We start from the raw sequence: 17,918 nt of genomic DNA, 5'->3' as shown, positions 1-17,918 counted from the left end.
GCGGATCTGCAGACCAGTCTGCCTGCAGGCCTGGCTCAGCGGCTGGCCTGGCGTAACAGGAGCAGGCCCAGCATCAACCCGATCAGAACTGGCGACCAAGCTGCGAGCAGGGGCCCGAGAGTTCCCTTCACCCCCAGGGAGCTGAAGATGAAAGACATCAGATAATAGGAAAAGATCAGCAGCACACTGATGCCGAACCCCTGGCTGCGGCTGGTGCGTGCGTTGGGTCTTACCCCCAGGCTGCTGCCGATCAGTCCAAACACCAGGCAGATGGCCGGGAAGGCGAACTTCTCCTGAATGCGCACCCTCATCCGCCGCGCTTCCTTCTGATCCCCGGCTTCCCGCAACAGAGTTTCAGCCCGCATCGCCTGCGATACCGACATGGCGGCCGCATCCTTGGGCAGGGCCGCCAGCTTGAGGGGCCCCTGGTCAAGTGGGTATAGATAGCGATCGAACTTGGCTGAAGTGGTGTTTTCACTCTCGCCGACCAGCACGATCTGCCCGTCGAGGAACTCCCACATTCCCGCCCCCTCGTTCCAGGTGCCCTTTTTGGCCTTGAGGATCTGAGTTCCGCTGGGGCTGCTGAAATCAAGGACCGTGACTTCCTCCATCTCCCCATCCTTGAACTGTCGTGAGTAGAAGAGTTGGGAGAGATAGCGTTCGCTACCGCTTTCATCCAGCTTGCTGGGGCGTCGGCTGAAGCGCGAATAAATGATGTTGCTTCCCTTCTCCGCTGCAATCGCCTTGCCCAGGGCCTGATTCAAAGTGTTGGATGCTTCCAGGTTGGCGCTCGGAACGATCAGGTCGTTGAACATGAAGGTGAGCAGGCTCATAAGCACCGCCACGATCAATGCCGGCAACACCATGCGCCAGGTGCTCACCCCCACGCTGCGCAGGGCGATCAGTTCGCTGTTGCTGGAGAGGGTGCTGTAGGCCAGCAGGGTGGCCATCAAGGTGGCCATTGGAAACGAGAGCACCAGGAAGCCGGGCATCCGCAGGCCGAGCACCTGCAGGGCCGTGAGCAATGGCAGACCCGATTCAGCGACACGCCTAACCAGCTCGAAGACCACTCCCACCGAGAGCGACACCGCTGTGAAGGCCGCGACACCGAAGAGCAGTGGTCCCAGCAGCTCGCCCGTGAGCCAGCGATCCATCAGCGGCAACCGCTGCCAGGACAGCGTGATTGGCCGGAGCAGGCGTTGAACCGCTGGCTTGGACTGGGCCTTGGTGGACGCGCTCACAATTGAAAACCCTCGCCCAGATAGTGACGCCGCACCAGGGGGTCGCTGGCCACCTCGGAGGAGGGGCCCGAGGCAAGAATGCTCCCCTCGGTGAGGATGTAGGCGCGATCAGTGATGGCCAGGGTCTCGCGCACGTTGTGGTCGGTGATCAGCAGGCCCATGCCCCGCAGGCGCAGGCTGCCGATCAGCGCCTGCAGATCAGCCACCGCCAGGGGATCGACGCCCGCGAATGGTTCATCAAGCAACAGATAACGCGGCCCCTCGCGGCCCACAGCCAGGGCCCTGGCCACCTCGCAGCGCCGGCGCTCACCACCTGAGAGCTGGAAGCCACGGCGGTGCTGGAACTTGCTGAGATGGAATTCCTCGATCAACTGCTCCAAGCGCTGGCGCCGCAGCCGCACCGGGGTACCGCTCTGTTGCAGGGCCAGCTGGAGATTCTCACGAGCGGTGAGCTGGCGGAAAACACTGGCTTCCTGGGGCAGATAGCCGATGCCCAGCCGTGCCCGCTTGGGCATCGGCAGCCCTTCAACCCGGTGTCCATCCAGCAGCACCTGACCCCTGTCGGGCCTGAGCAGGCCCGTCACCAGGTTGAAGGTGGTGGTCTTGCCTGCCCCGTTGGGCCCAAGCAGGCCCACCACTTCTCCAGGCTCGAGCTGCAGGCTCACCTCCTTCACAAGCGGCCGGCCGCCCAGGCTCAGGGCCACGCTCTCCAGGGAGAGACTCATCGAAGCGGCAGGGTGGGGGGCTGCTGCTGCGGTCCAGGCGACGGCTGGATCTGGGGTTTGGTCTGGATCAACAGCTTGCTGAACACCTGTTGGCCTTCCAGTGGCTGGGCCAGGGCCCGCTCCCGCTCCACCAGGTAGGTCACCCGATCGGCCCGCAACAGGTTGCCATCCTCCTGGATCACATCCACATCGCCACTGAGCAGGATCATCCCCTCTCGGGTGAAGTACTGAGCTTGGCGAGAGGTGGCCACCACCCGGCGATCGGGGTAGACGATCCTGACGTTGCCTGTGGCGGTGATGATGCCGGTGACGTTATCGGCCTGCTGGCGGTCGGATTCGATCGTGACCTGGCCGGTGGGTGCCGGGGCGGGCGCCGCTGGCACCTGTTCAAGGGCCGTGTCGACCTGTCCCCCGGGTTGCAGCTGGATCGGCATCGGCTGGGCGCGGCCAACAACAGCTGAGCCCAGCACCAAGAGGATGGTGCTGAGGGCCGTCAATGCCAGCTTTGGCCGTCGCCATCGCAGGGACTCAGACCACTGGATGGGATTCAGCTGGAGCGGGCTCAGGCCGATAGTGCTCAGCCGGACAGTGATCAGCATCTCAACGGCAGCGGGGTGAGCGAACTCAATTGAGGTTGGCAATCTACGGGCCAATGCCAGGAGCCCAGTTGCAGGGCGGACGCTCAAGGCTGCGGCCGCAGGCTGGGCAGAGGCAGTGCGGCTGGGTCATCGCCAGCCTGCAGACAGCTCAATCGAGCAGTGCTGGCCTGGCGTAAGTGGTCCAGGTCGAGACCGAGGGCCTCCGAACCGCAGCGGGCCAGACGGCCCACCCCTTCTCCCAGAAGAATCGTGGCGCCGCGATGGTTGCCGCGCTCGAGATGGAGATGGGCAACGGCGATCTGAAGAATGCCCTGGAGCACGGGCCGGTCAGGCCCCAGGGTTTCATGCCAGAGCTCCTCCAGCCCGTCGTGGCAGGCATACCACTGCCCGGTATTGAAGAGGACGACCGCCTGCCGGAAGCGGGGATCGTCCTCCAGCGCCTCGCTCAACGCTTGGCGGTCTTTTTCGCCGGCAGCTTGCGCAGCCTGATCGATTCCGGTGTCACCTCCAGCATCTCGTCAGGGCCGATGTATTCCAGGGCCCGCTCCAGGGTCATCTGGATCGGCGACTGCAGGGTGTCGAGCACCTCAGCACCGGCCGAGCGGATGTTGGTGACCTGCTTCGCCTTGCAGACGTTGAGTTCAAGGTCGGGCGGTCGGTTGTGCTCGCCGACGATCATGCCCTTGTACACCTTGGTGCCGGGAGTGATGAAGAACTGGCCCCGGTCTTCGGCGCCCTTGAGGGCATAGAAGGTGGCTGTTCCCTCCTCGAAGGCAATCAGGACCCCATTGCGGCGAGCGTCGAAATCACCCTGCATCGGGCGGTACTCAAAGAAGGAGTGGCTCATGATCCCCTCGCCCCGGGTGGCCCGCACGAACTCTCCACGGAAGCCGATCAGGCCACGGGCCGGAACGACGAACTCCAGCTGGGTGCGGCCATCACTGCCGGTTTCCATGTTCTGCATCTCGCCCTTGCGCGTTCCGAGCTTCTCGATGCAGCTGCCTACGGCATCTTCGGGGACATCCATCACCAGGGTTTCGACCGGTTCGCAGGGGGTGCCATCGATGGTGCGGAAGATCACCTGAGGCTGCGAAACCTGAAATTCGAAGCCTTCCCGGCGCATGGTCTCGATCAGGATGCCGAGGTGGAGTTCACCACGGCCGCTGACGGCGAAGCGGTCTGGGGAATCGGTGTCCTCGACCCGCAGGGCCACGTTGGTGAGCAGCTCCTTCTGGAGGCGATCACGCAGTTGGCGACTGGTGACGAACTTGCCTTCCTTGCCAGCGAAGGGAGAATCGTTGACCACAAAGGTCATCTGCAGAGTGGGTTCATCCACCCGGATCAGCGGCAGGGCTTCGGGGTGATCAGGGCAGGCGATGGTCTCGCCGATGTTCACCTCATCGAAGCCGGCCACGGCCACCAGATCACCAGCGCGCGCCTCGGCGATCTCCACCCTGGCCAGGCCTTCGAAGCCCAGCAACTTGCTGATGCGACCGCGCTTGATGCTGCCGTCGTCTCGGATCAGTGCCGCACTCTGGCCAGCTTTGATCGTCCCGTTATGGATCCGACCGATCATGATCCGGCCGAGGAAGTCCGAATAATCGAGAGTGGTGACCTGCATCTGCAGCGGCTTGTCGGGATCGCCTACCGGTGGCGGCACATGACGCAGGATGGCGTCGAAGAGCGGCTTCATCGTTTCGCTCTCCGTGGCCATGTCGGGCTTGGCGTAACCGCCCATGCCGCTGCCGAAGAGGTAGGTGAAGTCACACTGATCGTCGTCGGCTCCCAGCTCCAGGAACAGGTCGAGCACCTTGTCCACGGCCTGCTCGGGGTCCACCCGTGCTCGGTCGATCTTGTTGACGAACACGATCGGGCGCAGACCCTGCTCGAGGGCTTTCTTGAGCACGAAACGGGTCTGGGGCATCGGCCCCTCGTTGGCGTCCACGATCAGCAGCGCCCCATCGACCATGCCCAGAACCCGCTCCACTTCTCCGCCGAAGTCAGCGTGGCCAGGGGTGTCGACGATATTGATCCGGATGCCGGCGTAATCGACGGCAGTGTTCTTGGAGAGAATCGTGATGCCGCGTTCGCGCTCCAGGTCGTTGGAGTCCATCACGCAGGTGGGCACTGCCTCCCCTTCGCGGAAGATGCCCGATTGCTGAAGCAGGGCATCCACCAGGGTGGTCTTGCCGTGGTCAACGTGGGCGATGATCGCGATGTTGCGGATCGGTGCGCTCTGATTGGCGCTCATACAGGATTCTCTCTCTTAATCTTGTCCGCAGCAACCGAAACCGGTTGCAACAATCCATCATCTTATCCCAGCACCTCCTTGAAGCCACAGGATCAACCGGTTCAACGGCCCAGCTGACGGGCCGGCTCGAATAGGCGCAAGGCCTCCAGAGATCCCTCGTAGCGCCAGTGCCAGGGTTCGTAGCTCACCCCCTGGCTGTTTCCCCTGGGAAAGGACAGCTGGTAGTGAAAGCGATTTGCATTGGCCTCAAGCCAGCGGAAGGCGGTCGTGCGATCGAACCCTTCGCTCAAATGGCTCTGGGGGGTGGCGCCATCGCCCAGATCGACCGCGTAGCCGGTGCTGTGCTCAGAAAACCCGGGCGGCGCGCTCACCTCGGCGCGTTCCTGGGCGCTCTGGTTCCGCTCGGCCTTGACATCAAAGAAGATGCCCTTCTGCAGCTCGATCGAGCGAAAGGCGCTGAGAAGCCGCAGGTCGACGCCTTCGGCGGTGGCGGCGCGCTGCATGGCCAGCAGGGCTCTAGCAGCCTCCGGGCGCAGCTTCTGGCCAGGGGCTACTGCCTCCAGGCTGCTGGCGGCCGCTTCTGGATAGGGTAAGTGACCCAGCAGGCGACCGTCGGGACTCTGGCGCGCCTCCAGACCAGGCACCGGTGGTGGCGCCAGCCAGAGCCGCAGGGGCTGGAGGAAGAGCAGCACCCCGCCGGCCGTCAACACCAGCAGCACGACGGTCGTGGTGGCCACAGGCTTGAGCAGGCTCTTTCGGCCACGGGCCTCGGGCAGGGTGCGGCGCGCCACCGGCAGATCCTCGCGCTGTTCGCTGCGCTTCAGGCGCTGCGGCCTTCGCGGTGGCACGCAACCTCGTAACAAACTTCGTCACAATCGTAGATGTCAGCCCTGGCTTGATCAACATCACGCCGAGCGTGGGTGTTAGCTTCGCGCTCAAGGATCATTCCCGCGGAGCAGGTTTCAAGATGTTGCGAGTCGCAGTGGTGGGTGGCGGCCCGAGCGGTTCCTGCGCAGCCGAAGTGCTAGCGAAGGCGGGAATTGAAACCTGGCTCTTCGAGCGCAAGCTTGACAATGCCAAGCCCTGCGGTGGTGCGATTCCGCTCTGCATGGTTGATGAATTCGATCTGCCCGAGTCGATCATCGATCGCAAGGTGCGCAACATGCGCATGATTTCCCCCTCCAATCGTGAGGTGGATATCCATCTTGAAAACGAGGACGAATACATCGGCATGTGCCGCCGGGAAATCCTCGATGGGTTCCTGCGCAACCGCGCCGCCGAGCTCGGGGCCCATCTCGTCAATGGTCTGGTTCAGTCGATCGACACCGGCTCCGCCCGCCAGGGTCCCTACACCCTCCACTACGCCGACTACTCCGGCGGTGGCCCTACCGGCGAGATCAAGAGCCTTGAAGTGGATCTGATCGTTGGTGCCGACGGAGCCAACAGCCGCGTGGCCAAGGCCATGGATGCCGGTGATTACAACGTGGCTATTGCTTTCCAGGAGCGCATCCGCCTGCCCAAGGAGGAGATGAGCTACTACGAGGATCTGGCGGAAATGTATGTCGGCACAGATGTCTCCCCCGACTTCTATGCCTGGGTGTTTCCCAAGTACGACCACGTGGCCGTGGGTACTGGAACTATGCAGAAGAATCAGGCTCTGATCAAGAGCCTGCAGAAGGGCATCCGTAAGCGGGCAAGTGCCCGGCTGCTCCACGGTGAGGTGATCAAGGTGGAGGCCCACCCGATTCCCGAGCATCCGCGGCCCCGTCGTGTCGTGGGCCGCATGGCCCTGGTGGGGGATGCCGCCGGCTACGTCACCAAGAGCTCAGGAGAGGGGATTTACTTCGCCGCCAAGAGCGGCCGTATGTGTGCCGAGCAGATCGTCGCTGCCAGTGCATCCGGAGCCAAGATTCCCAGCGAAGCCGACCTCAAGGTTTATATCCGCAAGTGGGACAAGCAGTACGGCGCCACCTACAAGGTGCTGGAAATCCTTCAGAATATCTTCTATCGCAACGATGCGGCCCGTGAAGCCTTCGTCGAGATGTGTGATGATAAGGACGTACAACGTCTCACCTTCGACAGCTATCTCTACAAGCGGGTTGTCATGATGAACCCCTGGCAGCAGATCAAGCTCACCCTGCTCACCCTTGGTGCCGTGCTGCGCGGCAATGCCTTGGCCCCTCAGTCGTTCAAGCCTGTGCCCAGCGTGGTGCGCAGCCCTGAAGAAATGGAAACCTGGCTGGCCAGCCTTGCCCAGGAATCAGAGCAGCTGCAGGGAGTGGGCAATGCCAGTAAAAAGCCTCTGGCCGAGCCCGTGGTTGCCGAGCCTCAGGTCAGGGAGGAGCGAGAGCCCGCGCTGACGTCCAAGAGCTGAGGCTTGGGATGGCCAGCCTCAGCTGCTCAGCTTGCTGAAATCCGCCAGTGTGCTGGCCTGGTTGCGCAACACCGCCAGCATGTTGAGGCGATTGCTGCGCACGGACAGTTCGTCGCACATCACCATCACACTGCTGGCGCCATCGAAGAAGGCTGAGAGGGCTTCAGCCCCCTCAGCCAGCTTGTTGGCCAGCAGGGGGTAACGGGTCTCCCCGTCGTCAACAGCCAGGATCGGCACCAGTTCCATCAGCACCTGCAACATGCCCGTTTCGCTGGGGGAGCTGAACAGGGCAGGATCCACCACCTCCCCTGGGCTGAACACGTCGGTCGGCAGATCCCCTTTCACAGCCAGCCGCGCCGCCCGTTGAACCACAGCCTGCACCGGTGCCAGCTGGCCGTCCATGCGGAGCTGGGCCAGCAGGGCCAGGCGCTTGCGTGCGTCGATCGGATCGCCCAGCAGCCGCTCGGCGGGCACCCCATCCCCTGCCACGGCCTGGACCAGGTCGGTATCGAAGCCTTCTTCATCGAACAGGGAGACCATGCGCAGGCGCAGGGCTTCCACCAGCTCGCCGGCGAGTGAGGGGGCATCAAGCTGCAGGTTGGGCAACAGCTGGGCCCAGTGGAAGCTGGCCTGCTTCAGCAGGTTGATCAGATCCGGCGACCAGCCTCGCTCCCACAGGATCTGCAGTACGCCGTTGCCCGCCCGGCGCAGGGCATAGGGATCTGACGATCCGCTCGGCCGCTCTCCCTTGGCATAGATGCTCAGCAGCAGCTCCAAGCGCTCGGCCAGGGCCACCACCGCCCCGGCATCGGAGCTGGGCGGCAGATCCCCGGCCCCACGCGGCAGGTAGTGCTCCAGGACAGCCAGGGCCGTGGCCCTGGATTCCCCCTCCGCCAGGGCGTACTTGGCTCCCATCACCCCCTGCAGTTCGGGGAATTCCCCCACCATCTGACTGACCAGATCGTGCTTGCACAGATGCGCGGCCCGCAGGGCCGCCTCCCGGTGTTCAGGCGTCAGCGAGAGGTGCTGCAGCAGCAGATGGCTCAGCCAGTACAGGCGATCGCTGCGATCGAGCAAGCTGCCCAGCCCTTCGGCGAAGGTGACGCTCCCGAGCCGCTGCCGCCGCTCTTCGCAGCTGATGGCGCGGTCGGCCTGGAGAAAGAACTCCGCATCGGCCAGACGGGCCTTGAGCACCCGCTCATTGCCACGCCGCACCGTGGCGGCTGCTTCCGGCAGGCCGTTGCCCACACAGATGAATCGGGGCAGCAGGCTGGCCTGGGCCGACAGGGCCAGGGGATCCTCCGCCGCTTCCAGGCGGCGCAGGGGCACGTAGCGCTGGTGGCTGCGCATCACCGTGCTCAGCACCTCCGGCGGCAGGTCGAGGAAACGCTGCTCCACGGAACCCTCGATCAGGCTGGGACTTTCCACCAGATCCACCAGTTCCTCGAAAAGCTCTTCGGGGAAATCAGGCCTTGCCTGGGCGGCGCTGGCAGCCGCGAGCACCTGCTGGCGGATCCAGTCGGCTCGCTGCTGGCGTTCCACCAGTACACCGGCTTCAGCCAGCAGCTCGCTGTGACGGCTGGCGTCGGGGATGGTGAGGGTGTCCTCCGACAAGCGGTGGCCACGGCTGATCCGGCCGCTGCTGATCAAGGGATCACTGCCCTCCAGCACCACCGGAATCACCTGCTGATCGAGCAGGGCCACCAGCCAGCGGATCGGGCGGCTGAAACGCAGCTCCCCCTCGCCCCAGCGCATGAAGCGTCTCCCCTGCAGGGCGGTGATCCAGGCCGGGATGCGCTCCGCCAGCACTTCTTCGCTGGGTTGGCCCGGTTGCAGGATGCGGGCGAAAACGAACGGGCCCTTGGGGGTGTCCCTCAGCTCAAGGCTGGCTGGATCGACGCCACAGCGGTTGGCGAACCCGATGGCGGCCGGCCCCGGTTGCCCGTCGATGAAGGCCTGGGCCCCCGGGGGGCCCTTGCGTTCCTCAGCCAGGTCCTGCTGGCGCAGGGGCAGATCGGCAACGCGCACCACCAGGCGCCGCGGTGTGCCGGTGGCCTCCACCAGGCCATGGGGCAGGCGCTGGGCGGCCAGGTCGTGTCGCACCTGCTCCTCCAGTTGCGGCAGGGCCAGGCGCGCGAAATCGGCCGGCAGTTCTTCGGTTCCGATTTCCAGCAGGAACGTGGCCACTCGCACAGCTCAGCAGCCTGTGACTGTATTGAAAGCCCGTCAGCATCACCCTGCTTCGCTACCTTCGAATGACGCTGGTGCCTCTGTCGTGACTCTCACCCCCGAACGTCAAGTCAAGTCGTCGGGATCCGGCCGCACCAAGGTTGAAACCGACGCTGCGGATGCAGCCTCTCGATCCTCTCCGGCCACCAACGGCAGTGCAATCAAGCCCCCCAGCAAGTTCGAGCGGCTGAAGGCGGCCAGCGACTATCTCAAGGAGCCCCTGGCCACCGAACTGGAGAACGACAAGCCCTTCTTCACCGATGGGGCCGTTCAGATCCTCAAGTTCCATGGCAGCTACCAGCAGGACAACCGCGACAACCGCCAGAAGGGCCAGGAGAAGGACTGGCAGATGATGCTGCGCCTGCGCAGCCCGGCTGGCCGCATTCCGGTGCCCCTTTACCTGGCCATGGACGATCTCTCCGACCGCCTCGGCAATGGCACCCTGCGCCTCACCACCCGCCAGGCCTTTCAGATGCATGGCATCGCCAAGGCCGACATCCGTGAGGTGATCGGCACGATCGTGTGCTCGATGGGCTCGACCCTCGCTGCCTGCGGTGACATCAACCGCAACGTGATGGCCCCGGCAGCTCCTTTCGAGAAGGGTGGCTATCCCGCCGCCAGGCGTCTGGCCGACGAAATCGCCGACCTGATCGCTCCGCTGGCGGCTGAGGGGTCGTATCTGGATCTCTGGGTGGATGGCGACCACAGCTATCGCTTCAAGCCGGCCGCGGCCGTTAAGCGCGCGCGTCAGCGGCAGCTGCAGGGGGCTGGATTCAGCGGAGACCCCAACGAGCCGCTCTACGGAGGCACCTATCTTCCCCGCAAGTTCAAGGTGGCCGTCACCGTGCCGGGCGACAACTCGGTGGATCTGCTCACCCAGGACATTGGCCTGGTGGCCTTCACCGACCCCTCCGGCCGTCTGCGTGGCTGCAACGTCTATGTGGGCGGTGGTATGGGCCGCACCCACAACAAGGACGAAACCTTCGCCCGCACTGCCGATCCCCTCGGATACGTGGAGGCTGAGCATGTGCTCGATCTGGTGCAGGCCATCGTGGCCCTCCAGCGCGACCACGGCGACCGGGAGCAGCGGCGCCACGCCCGCATGAAATATCTGATCCATGACCGCGGGGTCGACTGGTTCCGCCAGGAGCTAGGCCGGTACCTGGAGGCGCCGATCAAGCCCCTGAGGGCAGAACCGAAGCCTCGCCTCGACGACTACCTGGGTTGGCACCGCCAGAACCGTGGGCTCTGGTTTGTGGGGCTGCCCCTGCTCTGTGGCCGGCTCGAGGGTGAGCGCAAGCGCGGCCTGCGGCGTCTGGTCGAGACCTACCAACTGGAGGTGCGGCTCACCCCCAACCAGGACCTGCTGCTCTGCTCGATCGGGACCTCCCAGCGCAGCAGTGTGAAGCAGGCCCTGGCGGCCCTCGGCTTCGAGACGCCGGAAGCGCCGTCTTTGCTGGCGCGCCATGCCATCGCCTGCCCGGCCCTGCCCACCTGCGGCCTGGCGATCACCGAATCGGAGCGAATCCTGCCGGCGGTGCTTGAGCGCCTGGAGGCCCTGCTGGAACGGCTCGGCATCGAGCGGCCGCTGCTGGTGCGGATGACTGGTTGCCCGAATGGCTGCGCCAGGCCCTACATGGCAGAAGTGGGACTGGTGGGCAGCGGCGTGGAGCAGTATCAGCTCTGGCTGGGCGGCACCCCCAACCTCACCCAGCTGGCGGCTCCGTACCTTGAGCGCATGCCCCTGGTCGATCTGGAGACCACCCTCGAGCCGCTGCTGCTGAGCTGGAAGGGCGAAGGCGGGCGTCAGAGTTTCGGTCAGTTCGTCTCCAGCCTTGGCGCCGAGCGGATTCAGGCGCTGCTCCCCTCCGAGAGCTGATGACGGTTCCTGCTCCTGTGAGGTCCTGTCTTGCCAGCCTGTTGCTGGGTTCCGCCAGCCTGGCCCTGGTGGCGCTCAGCCCCTTGGGGTCCCCACTTCGGGCCCGCACGATGGCGCCGCCTCCGAAAACTCCGGTCAAGTTTTATAAGCCCGACGGCGACACCTGCCGTGCGGACCACCTGCTCAAGGCCTACCAGAGCCAGCTGCTGCTATTCGCGGATCAACCACCGCAGGTGCTGCAACGCCTGCGTCAGATGCAGCTGGAGCTGGGGGAGGCCAGCTTGAAACGCTGCGCCAACGAGAACCGGATCAGCCGGGAGGAAGCCGATCGCATCTGGCGGGAACTGCAGCGTCAGCCCCTGCCTGGATCCCAGCCCCCGTAGATCGCGGCCGCCGCTCCCTGCCGCCAGGCCCAGAGCTGGTCGCCGTGGCTGAAGTGCCACCACTCGTTGGGGTGCTGGGCGAATCCGGCTGCCGCCATCACCTCGCGCAGCAGGCCGCGGCGCCGGTGCCACTCCAGCTCGAGCTCCCTTGACCCACCGCCTTCATCCAGGCGTTCCGACCGCCGCGCCGGGTCGTAGTGATCGGGCTCCGAGACAGCTCCGATCGCATCGATCTCCCCGCCCAGATCGAGCGGTTCTCCGCTTGTAGTGGCCAGGGTGAGATCCACCGCCCCGCCGGTGCTGTGGGGCGGTGGCGTAGCCGGATCCGGGCTGGGGGCGGCCCAGAAGCGGCCCACCTCCGTCGTCACCGCCTCCAGTTCGGGCCCGCTCTGCCGGGGGTCCACTCCCAGCCGGCGGCATTCGCTGGCGATCGTGTGCTCCACCATGAACTGCTGCACCCGCACGGGCCTCCAGCCATCGAAGATCGCCAGGCACCAGTCACCGTGCCGGCGCTTCAGCTCGCCCTGGGCCAATAGCAGGCGTTCCACCACGCCGCTGCGCAGTTGGAAGGGGCTGCAGCCGTCGCCGTAGGGCGCTCCCAGCGACGTGTAGGGGTGGGGCTCAAGGCGCAGCAACTGCCTCGGCAGGGGAATCAGCGGTTCGGCTGTGTCCTGGATGGGAATCGGGCTCCAGGGCCTGGGCAGGCTGGGGCTCACGCGCGGGGATGGCAGAGGACTCAATTCAAGCTGCCGGCATCCACCTGCCGCTGCCGCTGCTCGAGCAGCGCCTGGCGCAGGCCTGGATGGCTCTCCAGCTCGGGGTCGTGCTCCAGCAGCCGCCTTGCCAGAGCCCTGGCCTGCTCCAGCACCTCCCCATCGTCGCTGAGGCTGGCCAGGGCCAGGTCGGGCAGGCCCGACTGGCGGGTTCCCAGCACCTGCCCGGGCCCCCGCAGCTGCAGATCCATCTCGGCGATCTCGAAGCCATCGCTGGAGCGCACCAGCAGCTCCAGCCGCTGCTGGGCCTGCCCGGCCCTGCCATCGTTGATCAGCAGGCAATGGGAGGCCACTGCCCCACGCCCCACCCGGCCCCGCAGCTGATGCAGCTGCGCTAGCCCGAAACGCTCGGCGTGCTCGATCACCATCACGCTGGCCTCCGGCACGTCGACGCCCACCTCGACCACCGTGGTGGACACCAGCACATCACAGCTGCCGCTGGCGAAGGCGTTGATCGCCTCCTGTTTGCGGGGGCTAGGCATCCGCCCGTGCAGCAGGCCCACGCGCAGGTCTGGGAACACCTCCTCCTGCAGTTGCTGGTGGACGGCCACCGCCGAGCGCAGGTCAAGGTTCTCCGACTCCTCCACCAGGGGGAGCACCACATAGGCCCGCTGGCCCCGGGTCACCTCCTCGCGGATCAGCTCGTAAGCCTCCTGGCGCTGGCCGCCGCGCAGCAGGCGGGTGCGGATGGGGGTGCGCCCCGGCGGCAGGCCGTCGATCTGACTCACCTCCAGGTCGCCGTGCACCGAGAGAGCCAGGGTGCGCGGAATCGGGGTGGCGGTCATGGTCAGCAGGTGGGGCTGCAGGCCCTTGCCCATCAGCCGGTCACGCTGGCGCACCCCGAAGCGGTGCTGCTCATCCACCACCACCAGCCCCAGGCGGTCGAAGGCCACCGGATCCTCCAGCAGGGCGTGGGTGCCGACCAGCAGCTGCAGCTGGCCGTTGGCCAGGTCCTGGAGCAGCTGGCGCCGCCGCCCCGCCGGGGTGGAACCCGTCAGCAGGGCAGTGCTCACGTGTAGCTGGCTCAGCCACTCCCCCAGTTTGCGGGCATGCTGCTCGGCCAGCACCTCAGTGGGGGCCATCAGGGCCCCCTGGCAACCGGCTTCGATGGCCACCAGCAGGGCCGCGATCGCCACCACGGTCTTGCCACTGCCTACGTCCCCCTGCAGCAGGCGGGCCATCGGCTGCTCCTGCTCCAGATCGGCCTGAATGTCGGCCAGCACCCGTCGCTGGGCCTCGGTGAGCTGGAAGGGCAGCAGCTCCAGAAAGGAGGCCATCAGGTTGTTCTGCCCCTTCGGCAGTCGCAGGGGCCGTGCCGGCCGCCGCGCCAGCTGCCCTCGCCGCTGCAGCAAGCTGAGCTGGAGCAGCAGGAATTCATCGAAGACCAGCCGGTGGCGGCTGGCCCTGAGGTCGTTGTGATCGGCGGGATCGTGCAGCCCTCGCCAGGCGGTGGATCGATCCAGCAGGCCTTCCTGCCGCCGCAGGGCACCCGGCAGGGGATCGCTCCAGTGGGCCGCGGCGCTCAGCACGGTCTGGATGGCCTGGCGCAGACGTTCGGCGCCGAGACCTTCGGTGAGGGCATAGACCGGCACCAGTCGTCCGATCTGGCGCGAGCGCACCGGGGTCCCGGGGGAGTCGAGCACCTCCAGCAGGGGATCCTGCAGGGTGGGGCCGTAGGGGGTCTGGCGCACCAGGCCACTGGCTGCCACGCTGCAGCCTGGCGGGAACTGGCGTTGCTGGGCCTTGAGCCAGCCTGGTGAGCTGAAGCGTTTGCCGGCGAAGAACTTGCTCAGCCGCAGCCGTCCGGTGATGTCGCCCAGCTGCAGTTCCAGGATCACCAGCCGGGGGTTGCGCGGGCTGGCGAATGCATGGGAGCGCTGCACCGTGGCCACGATCGTGGCTGTGCTGCCAGGCACCAGCTCCCGGATACGCACCAGGTTGGCGTAATCGAGGTAGTCGCGCGGATAGTGACGCAGCAGGTCGCGAGCCAGCAGCAACCCCAGCCCTGCGAGCCGCGTGGCGGTTTTCGGTCCGATTCCCGGCACCTCGGCCAGGGGAGTGTCGGGTTGGATGGGGTTGGCCGTTCTGTGGGCTCCCGAACGAGCGCCACCGGAGGCAGGCTCCTGGGGAGCCAGCTTCAGGCGCGGAGGGCCGGGCGGCCGGGGTGGATCCAGGCTCTGGCGCAGGCTGTGCAGGCGCTCCCGGCATCGCCGCAGCAACGACTGGCGCTGGGCCAGCGGCAACTCGTCGTAGCTGGCAAAGAGCTCGGCCAGGGCGACCAGGGCTGGCGCCGCCTCCGGCACCCGGCGGATCAGCTCCTCCGGGGGTTGGCGGCACTGGCGCTCCAGAAAGAGGCTGAACCTTTCTCGGCGGCCCTGCAGGTTCTCGAACCCACGCTCCACCTCCAACTGCAACGCCTGCTGCAGGGTTGTGATCCAGCGTCCATGGTTCAGGCTGGGCTCTCGGGGGTGGATTGGCTGTCCTTCATCCACTGTTGTTCCGCTTCCAGGGCCCGGGCCCGCCGCTTCCAGTGGCGGTAATGCTGAGCCATTTTGCGCACGCTGGCGCGGCGCTGCTCCAGGCGCTTGCGGCAGGTGCGCAGGCGGGGCTGTTCGTACTCGAGGTCGCTGGTGCGCAGCAGCACCCCCAGGGCCTGCACCTGGATGGGCATGTCGGGGCTGCTGAAGGGCAGGTGAATCTTCAGCAGGTTGGCCGGGGCTGGCAGGGCTTCCAGGTCTCCCTGCAGCACGGCATCGAGCAGGTTCAGTGGCAGCAGGCTGCGGGTGAGCCCCAGCTTGATCAGATCCAGATTGATGGCGTGGGAGAGGTTGCGCAGACGCCGCTGCAGTGCCTGGTCCAGCGCCTTCCACCACTCCAGCAGCTCCACAGGCTGCTGGGGCACCAGGCCCTGATTTCGATCGGCTTCATCCGACCTCTGCGGCAGCGGTCTGGTTGAGGTGTCGGGCCGCGGGTGATCAGGATCCTGAACCTGGGAGCGGCGTTCCGGGGGCACGGCCATCACCAGCAGGGCCCTCAGGATGTCAGTGGGATCATCGGCCTCCGCTTCGGCGGCAACAACGTCCCCGGCCTCGAGGTTTTCCAAACCTTCCAATCCATCCACTTCCCCCAATCCCTTCAGGGCCGACTCCTCCAGGTCCAGGTCCTCGTCCTCTCCCACTCCTGCTTCGTCGTCTTCCTCCACAACGTCGTCGTCTTCGTCATGGCCGGCTTCGTCGTCGCGCCCTTCTTCGGCAATCCACTCTGCCGAAGGGGCCACCAGCCTGGTGAGGCCGGCCAGGGCCGGGATGCCACCGGAGAACAGCTCGGCGGAGAGGGGCAGGTTCAGATCCAGCCGGATCGAGCCCTCAGCTTCCTCACGCTCGTCCCAGTCACCCTCTGAGTCGCCCTCGTCAGCTCCGGCGGACATCTGCGCCAGGGCCCGGGCCAGCTGCCGTTGCTGCTGCTGCCCCTGGCGCCTCTGTTCATTCTGGACCTGGCACGCCAGGACCAGCAGCTGCTCCAGGGTCAGCAGGCAGCCGCAACGCTGCACCAATTGCTCGAGACGCCTGGGCAACTCCTGGCGCTGGCGATCGTTCAGTTGCTGATAACGCTCAGGTACCACCTGGGTGGCCACATGGAAGACGGCCTGCTGAACGGCCTCCAGCAGACCGTCGCGCAACACCTGCAGGTAGAGGGCCAGGTCGTGATACAGATCCCGATGACCCTCCCCCAGACGCCGGCGGATCCGCTCCAGGTGCCCGTGGGCTTCTGACAACGCGCTGGCGCTGGTCTCCAATCGGCTGAGGCGGGGGGACGGAAGGGGGACGCCAGGGGCGCGCTCAGCTCAGGCCGCCTTGCTGGTGATGGCGGCCACCTCGGCGGCGAAGTCGGCCTGGTCCACCTCAATGCCCTCACCGAGGGTGTATCGGGTGAAGCGACGCACCTGAATGTTCTCGCCGATCTTGCCGGCCACCTGCTTGACCAATTCAGCCACGGTGATCGAGCTGTCCTTGATGAAGGGCTGCTCCAGCAGGGCGAGTTCCTTGAGGCGTTTGCCGATGCGCCCCTCGACGATCTTCTCCTTCATCTTGTCGGGTTTGCCAGCCAGGTCGTCACGACCCATCTCGATCTGCTTCTCGCGATCGGCGATCGAGGCGGGAATCTCCTCGGTGCTGACATATTCGACGTTGGGGCAGGCGGCTATCTGCATAGCCACATTGCGCAACAGCTCCTGGAAGATCTCACCGCGGGCGACGAAGTCGGTTTCGCAGTTCACTTCCACCAGTACGCCAACCCGTGCACCGGTGTGGATGTAACTGCCGATGGCGCCTTCAGCAGCCGTGCGGCCGGCTTTCTTCTCGGCGGTGGCAATGCCCTTCTGGCGCAGCCACTCGGCGGCCTTGCCCATGTCGCCGGCGGATTCACCGAGCGCCTTTTTGCAATCCATCATGCCGGCGCCTGTTTTCTCGCGCAGTTCCTTGACGAGCTTCGCTGAGATCTCAGCCATGGGAGGAGTTAGGGAGGGGAAGGGTTGGGGGGAGTGATCTCAGGGGTTCCAGACAGCTTGGAACCCCAGGACAAACTCAGGCCAGGGCCTGAGTTCATGGTGTCGACTGGCTTCAGGCCTCGTCGTCTTCGGCGCGTTGCTCCTGGCTGCCGTGGCGACCTTCGTTGATCGCGTCGGCGAGCCTGCCAAGCACCAGCTGTACGGAGCGAACCGCGTCGTCGTTGCAGGGGATGGGCACGTCAGCCAGATCAGGGTCGCAATTGGTGTCGAGCATCGACACCAGGGGGATGTCGAGTTTGCGGCACTCGAGCACGGCGTTATTCTCCCGGCGCTGGTCGACCAGCACCACCACATCGGGAAGACGACGCATCGACTTGAGGCCGCCGAGGTACTTCTGCAGACGCTCCAGTTCCCGGCGCAGCACGGCCGCTTCCTTCTTCGGTCGCATGGCGATGGCGCCGGAGCTCTCCATCCGCTCGAGATCCTTGAGGCGGTCGATGCGGGCACGCATCGTGCTCCAGTTGGTGAGCATGCCGCCCAGCCAGCGCTGGTTCACATAGGCGGCGCCGCAGCGGGTGGCCTCGATGGCGATCACCTCGGAGGCCTGTTTCTTGGTGCCAACGAAGAGGAAACGCTTGCCACTGCGGGAGGCATTGCGAGTCCACTTGTAGGCGTTGTTCATGCAGACGGCGGTCTGCACTAGATCGATGATATGAACTCCATTGCGCGCGCAATAGATGTAGCGCGACATCTTGGGATTCCAGCGACGCGTCTGGTGCCCGAAGTGGGCCCCAGCCTCCATCATCTCGGAGAGGGTGACAACAGCCATGGTTGAGAAGGGTTTCGGGTTCGCCTCCACCTGCCAGGGATCAGACGCGATGACCCTGAAAGGGGCCATCGGTGCCGACTGAGCACCCGAAACGGACAGGTGTGCGGTTTATTAAGGACAATCCAAGC

Annotated in this window: 15 protein-coding genes; 3 read left to right on the top strand and 12 right to left on the bottom strand. The window is 65.6% G+C overall.

From position 1 onward, the window contains the following. Window positions 1–35 precede the first annotated feature (35 nt). The 6 genes from KBY93_RS03610 to KBY93_RS03585 form a co-directional block, all read right to left on the bottom strand. The gene (locus KBY93_RS03610; protein ID WP_255092869.1) at window positions 36–1,154 is read right to left on the bottom strand and encodes an LptF/LptG family permease; all 1,119 of its coding nucleotides are present in this window, start codon (window positions 1,152–1,154) and stop codon (window positions 36–38) included. A gap of 83 nt (window positions 1,155–1,237) precedes the next feature. After that, the gene (gene lptB, locus KBY93_RS03605; RefSeq protein WP_255092868.1) at window positions 1,238–1,966 is read right to left on the bottom strand and encodes an LPS export ABC transporter ATP-binding protein; all 729 of its coding nucleotides are present in this window, start codon (window positions 1,964–1,966) and stop codon (window positions 1,238–1,240) included. Continuing rightward, a complete protein-coding gene (locus KBY93_RS03600; RefSeq protein WP_399222504.1) occupies window positions 1,963–2,400 on the bottom strand; it encodes an LPS-assembly protein LptD in 438 nt (145 codons plus the stop codon). Before KBY93_RS03600 ends, lptB begins: the two co-directional genes overlap by 4 nt. Before the next feature lie 248 nt (window positions 2,401–2,648). Beyond that, window positions 2,649–3,014 (bottom strand): DUF309 domain-containing protein, encoded by a 366-nt coding sequence (locus tag KBY93_RS03595; RefSeq protein ID WP_255092867.1) that lies wholly within the window; start codon window positions 3,012–3,014, stop codon window positions 2,649–2,651. Beyond that, the gene (gene typA, locus KBY93_RS03590; RefSeq protein ID WP_255092866.1) at window positions 3,011–4,816 is read right to left on the bottom strand and encodes a translational GTPase TypA; all 1,806 of its coding nucleotides are present in this window, start codon (window positions 4,814–4,816) and stop codon (window positions 3,011–3,013) included. Before typA ends, KBY93_RS03595 begins: the two co-directional genes overlap by 4 nt. A 101-nt stretch (window positions 4,817–4,917) precedes the next feature. Beyond that, entirely contained in the window at window positions 4,918–5,664 is a 747-nt protein-coding gene (locus KBY93_RS03585) for a M15 family metallopeptidase (protein ID WP_255092865.1), read from the bottom strand. A 119-nt stretch (window positions 5,665–5,783) separates the two neighbouring features. On the opposite strand from KBY93_RS03585, the gene chlP reads away from it, so the two are divergent. Then, complete coding sequence (gene chlP / locus KBY93_RS03580) at window positions 5,784–7,190, top strand: geranylgeranyl reductase (protein ID WP_255092918.1); 1,407 nt, start codon at window positions 5,784–5,786, stop codon at window positions 7,188–7,190. Between the two features lie 18 nt (window positions 7,191–7,208). Here the strand turns inward: chlP and glyS are convergent, their stop codons facing one another. After that, complete coding sequence (glyS, locus tag KBY93_RS03575; protein ID WP_255092864.1) at window positions 7,209–9,377, bottom strand: glycine--tRNA ligase subunit beta; 2,169 nt, start codon at window positions 9,375–9,377, stop codon at window positions 7,209–7,211. Between the two features lie 202 nt (window positions 9,378–9,579). On the opposite strand from glyS, the gene sir reads away from it, so the two are divergent. Both sir and KBY93_RS03565 read left to right on the top strand, forming a co-directional pair. Next, window positions 9,580–11,298, top strand: a complete 1,719-nt coding sequence (gene sir, locus KBY93_RS03570) for a sulfite reductase, ferredoxin dependent (RefSeq protein ID WP_255092917.1) — start codon at window positions 9,580–9,582, stop codon at window positions 11,296–11,298. Further along, window positions 11,298–11,681 (top strand): hypothetical protein, encoded by a 384-nt coding sequence (locus KBY93_RS03565; RefSeq protein WP_255092863.1) that lies wholly within the window; start codon window positions 11,298–11,300, stop codon window positions 11,679–11,681. The genes sir and KBY93_RS03565 overlap by 1 nt, the downstream gene beginning before the upstream one ends. On the opposite strand, the gene KBY93_RS03560 is transcribed toward KBY93_RS03565, so the two are convergent. From KBY93_RS03560 to rpsB, 5 genes are all read right to left on the bottom strand, one after another. Beyond that, entirely contained in the window at window positions 11,651–12,397 is a 747-nt protein-coding gene (locus tag KBY93_RS03560; RefSeq protein WP_255092862.1) for a M15 family metallopeptidase, read from the bottom strand. The genes KBY93_RS03565 and KBY93_RS03560 overlap by 31 nt on opposite strands. A gap of 20 nt (window positions 12,398–12,417) precedes the next feature. After that, window positions 12,418–14,946, bottom strand: coding sequence for an ATP-dependent DNA helicase RecG (recG, locus tag KBY93_RS03555; protein WP_255092861.1), 2,529 nt, complete (start codon window positions 14,944–14,946; stop codon window positions 12,418–12,420). Then, window positions 14,904–16,250: a hypothetical protein gene (locus tag KBY93_RS03550; protein WP_255092860.1), complete on the bottom strand. Its 1,347-nt coding sequence runs from the start codon at window positions 16,248–16,250 to the stop codon at window positions 14,904–14,906. Before KBY93_RS03550 ends, recG begins: the two co-directional genes overlap by 43 nt. A gap of 48 nt (window positions 16,251–16,298) precedes the next feature. Continuing rightward, window positions 16,299–16,961: a translation elongation factor Ts gene (gene tsf / locus KBY93_RS03545; RefSeq protein ID WP_255092859.1), complete on the bottom strand. Its 663-nt coding sequence runs from the start codon at window positions 16,959–16,961 to the stop codon at window positions 16,299–16,301. Window positions 16,962–17,073: 112 nt separating this feature from the next. Further along, entirely contained in the window at window positions 17,074–17,790 is a 717-nt protein-coding gene (rpsB, locus tag KBY93_RS03540) for a 30S ribosomal protein S2 (protein WP_094554142.1), read from the bottom strand. Between the last annotated feature and the right edge of the window lie 128 nt (window positions 17,791–17,918).

The sequence above is a fragment of the Synechococcus sp. J7-Johnson genome, assembly GCF_024345795.1.
Lineage (GTDB): Bacteria > Cyanobacteriota > Cyanobacteriia > PCC-6307 > Cyanobiaceae > Regnicoccus_A.
This window is presented reverse-complemented; position numbering and strand designations above follow the sequence as displayed.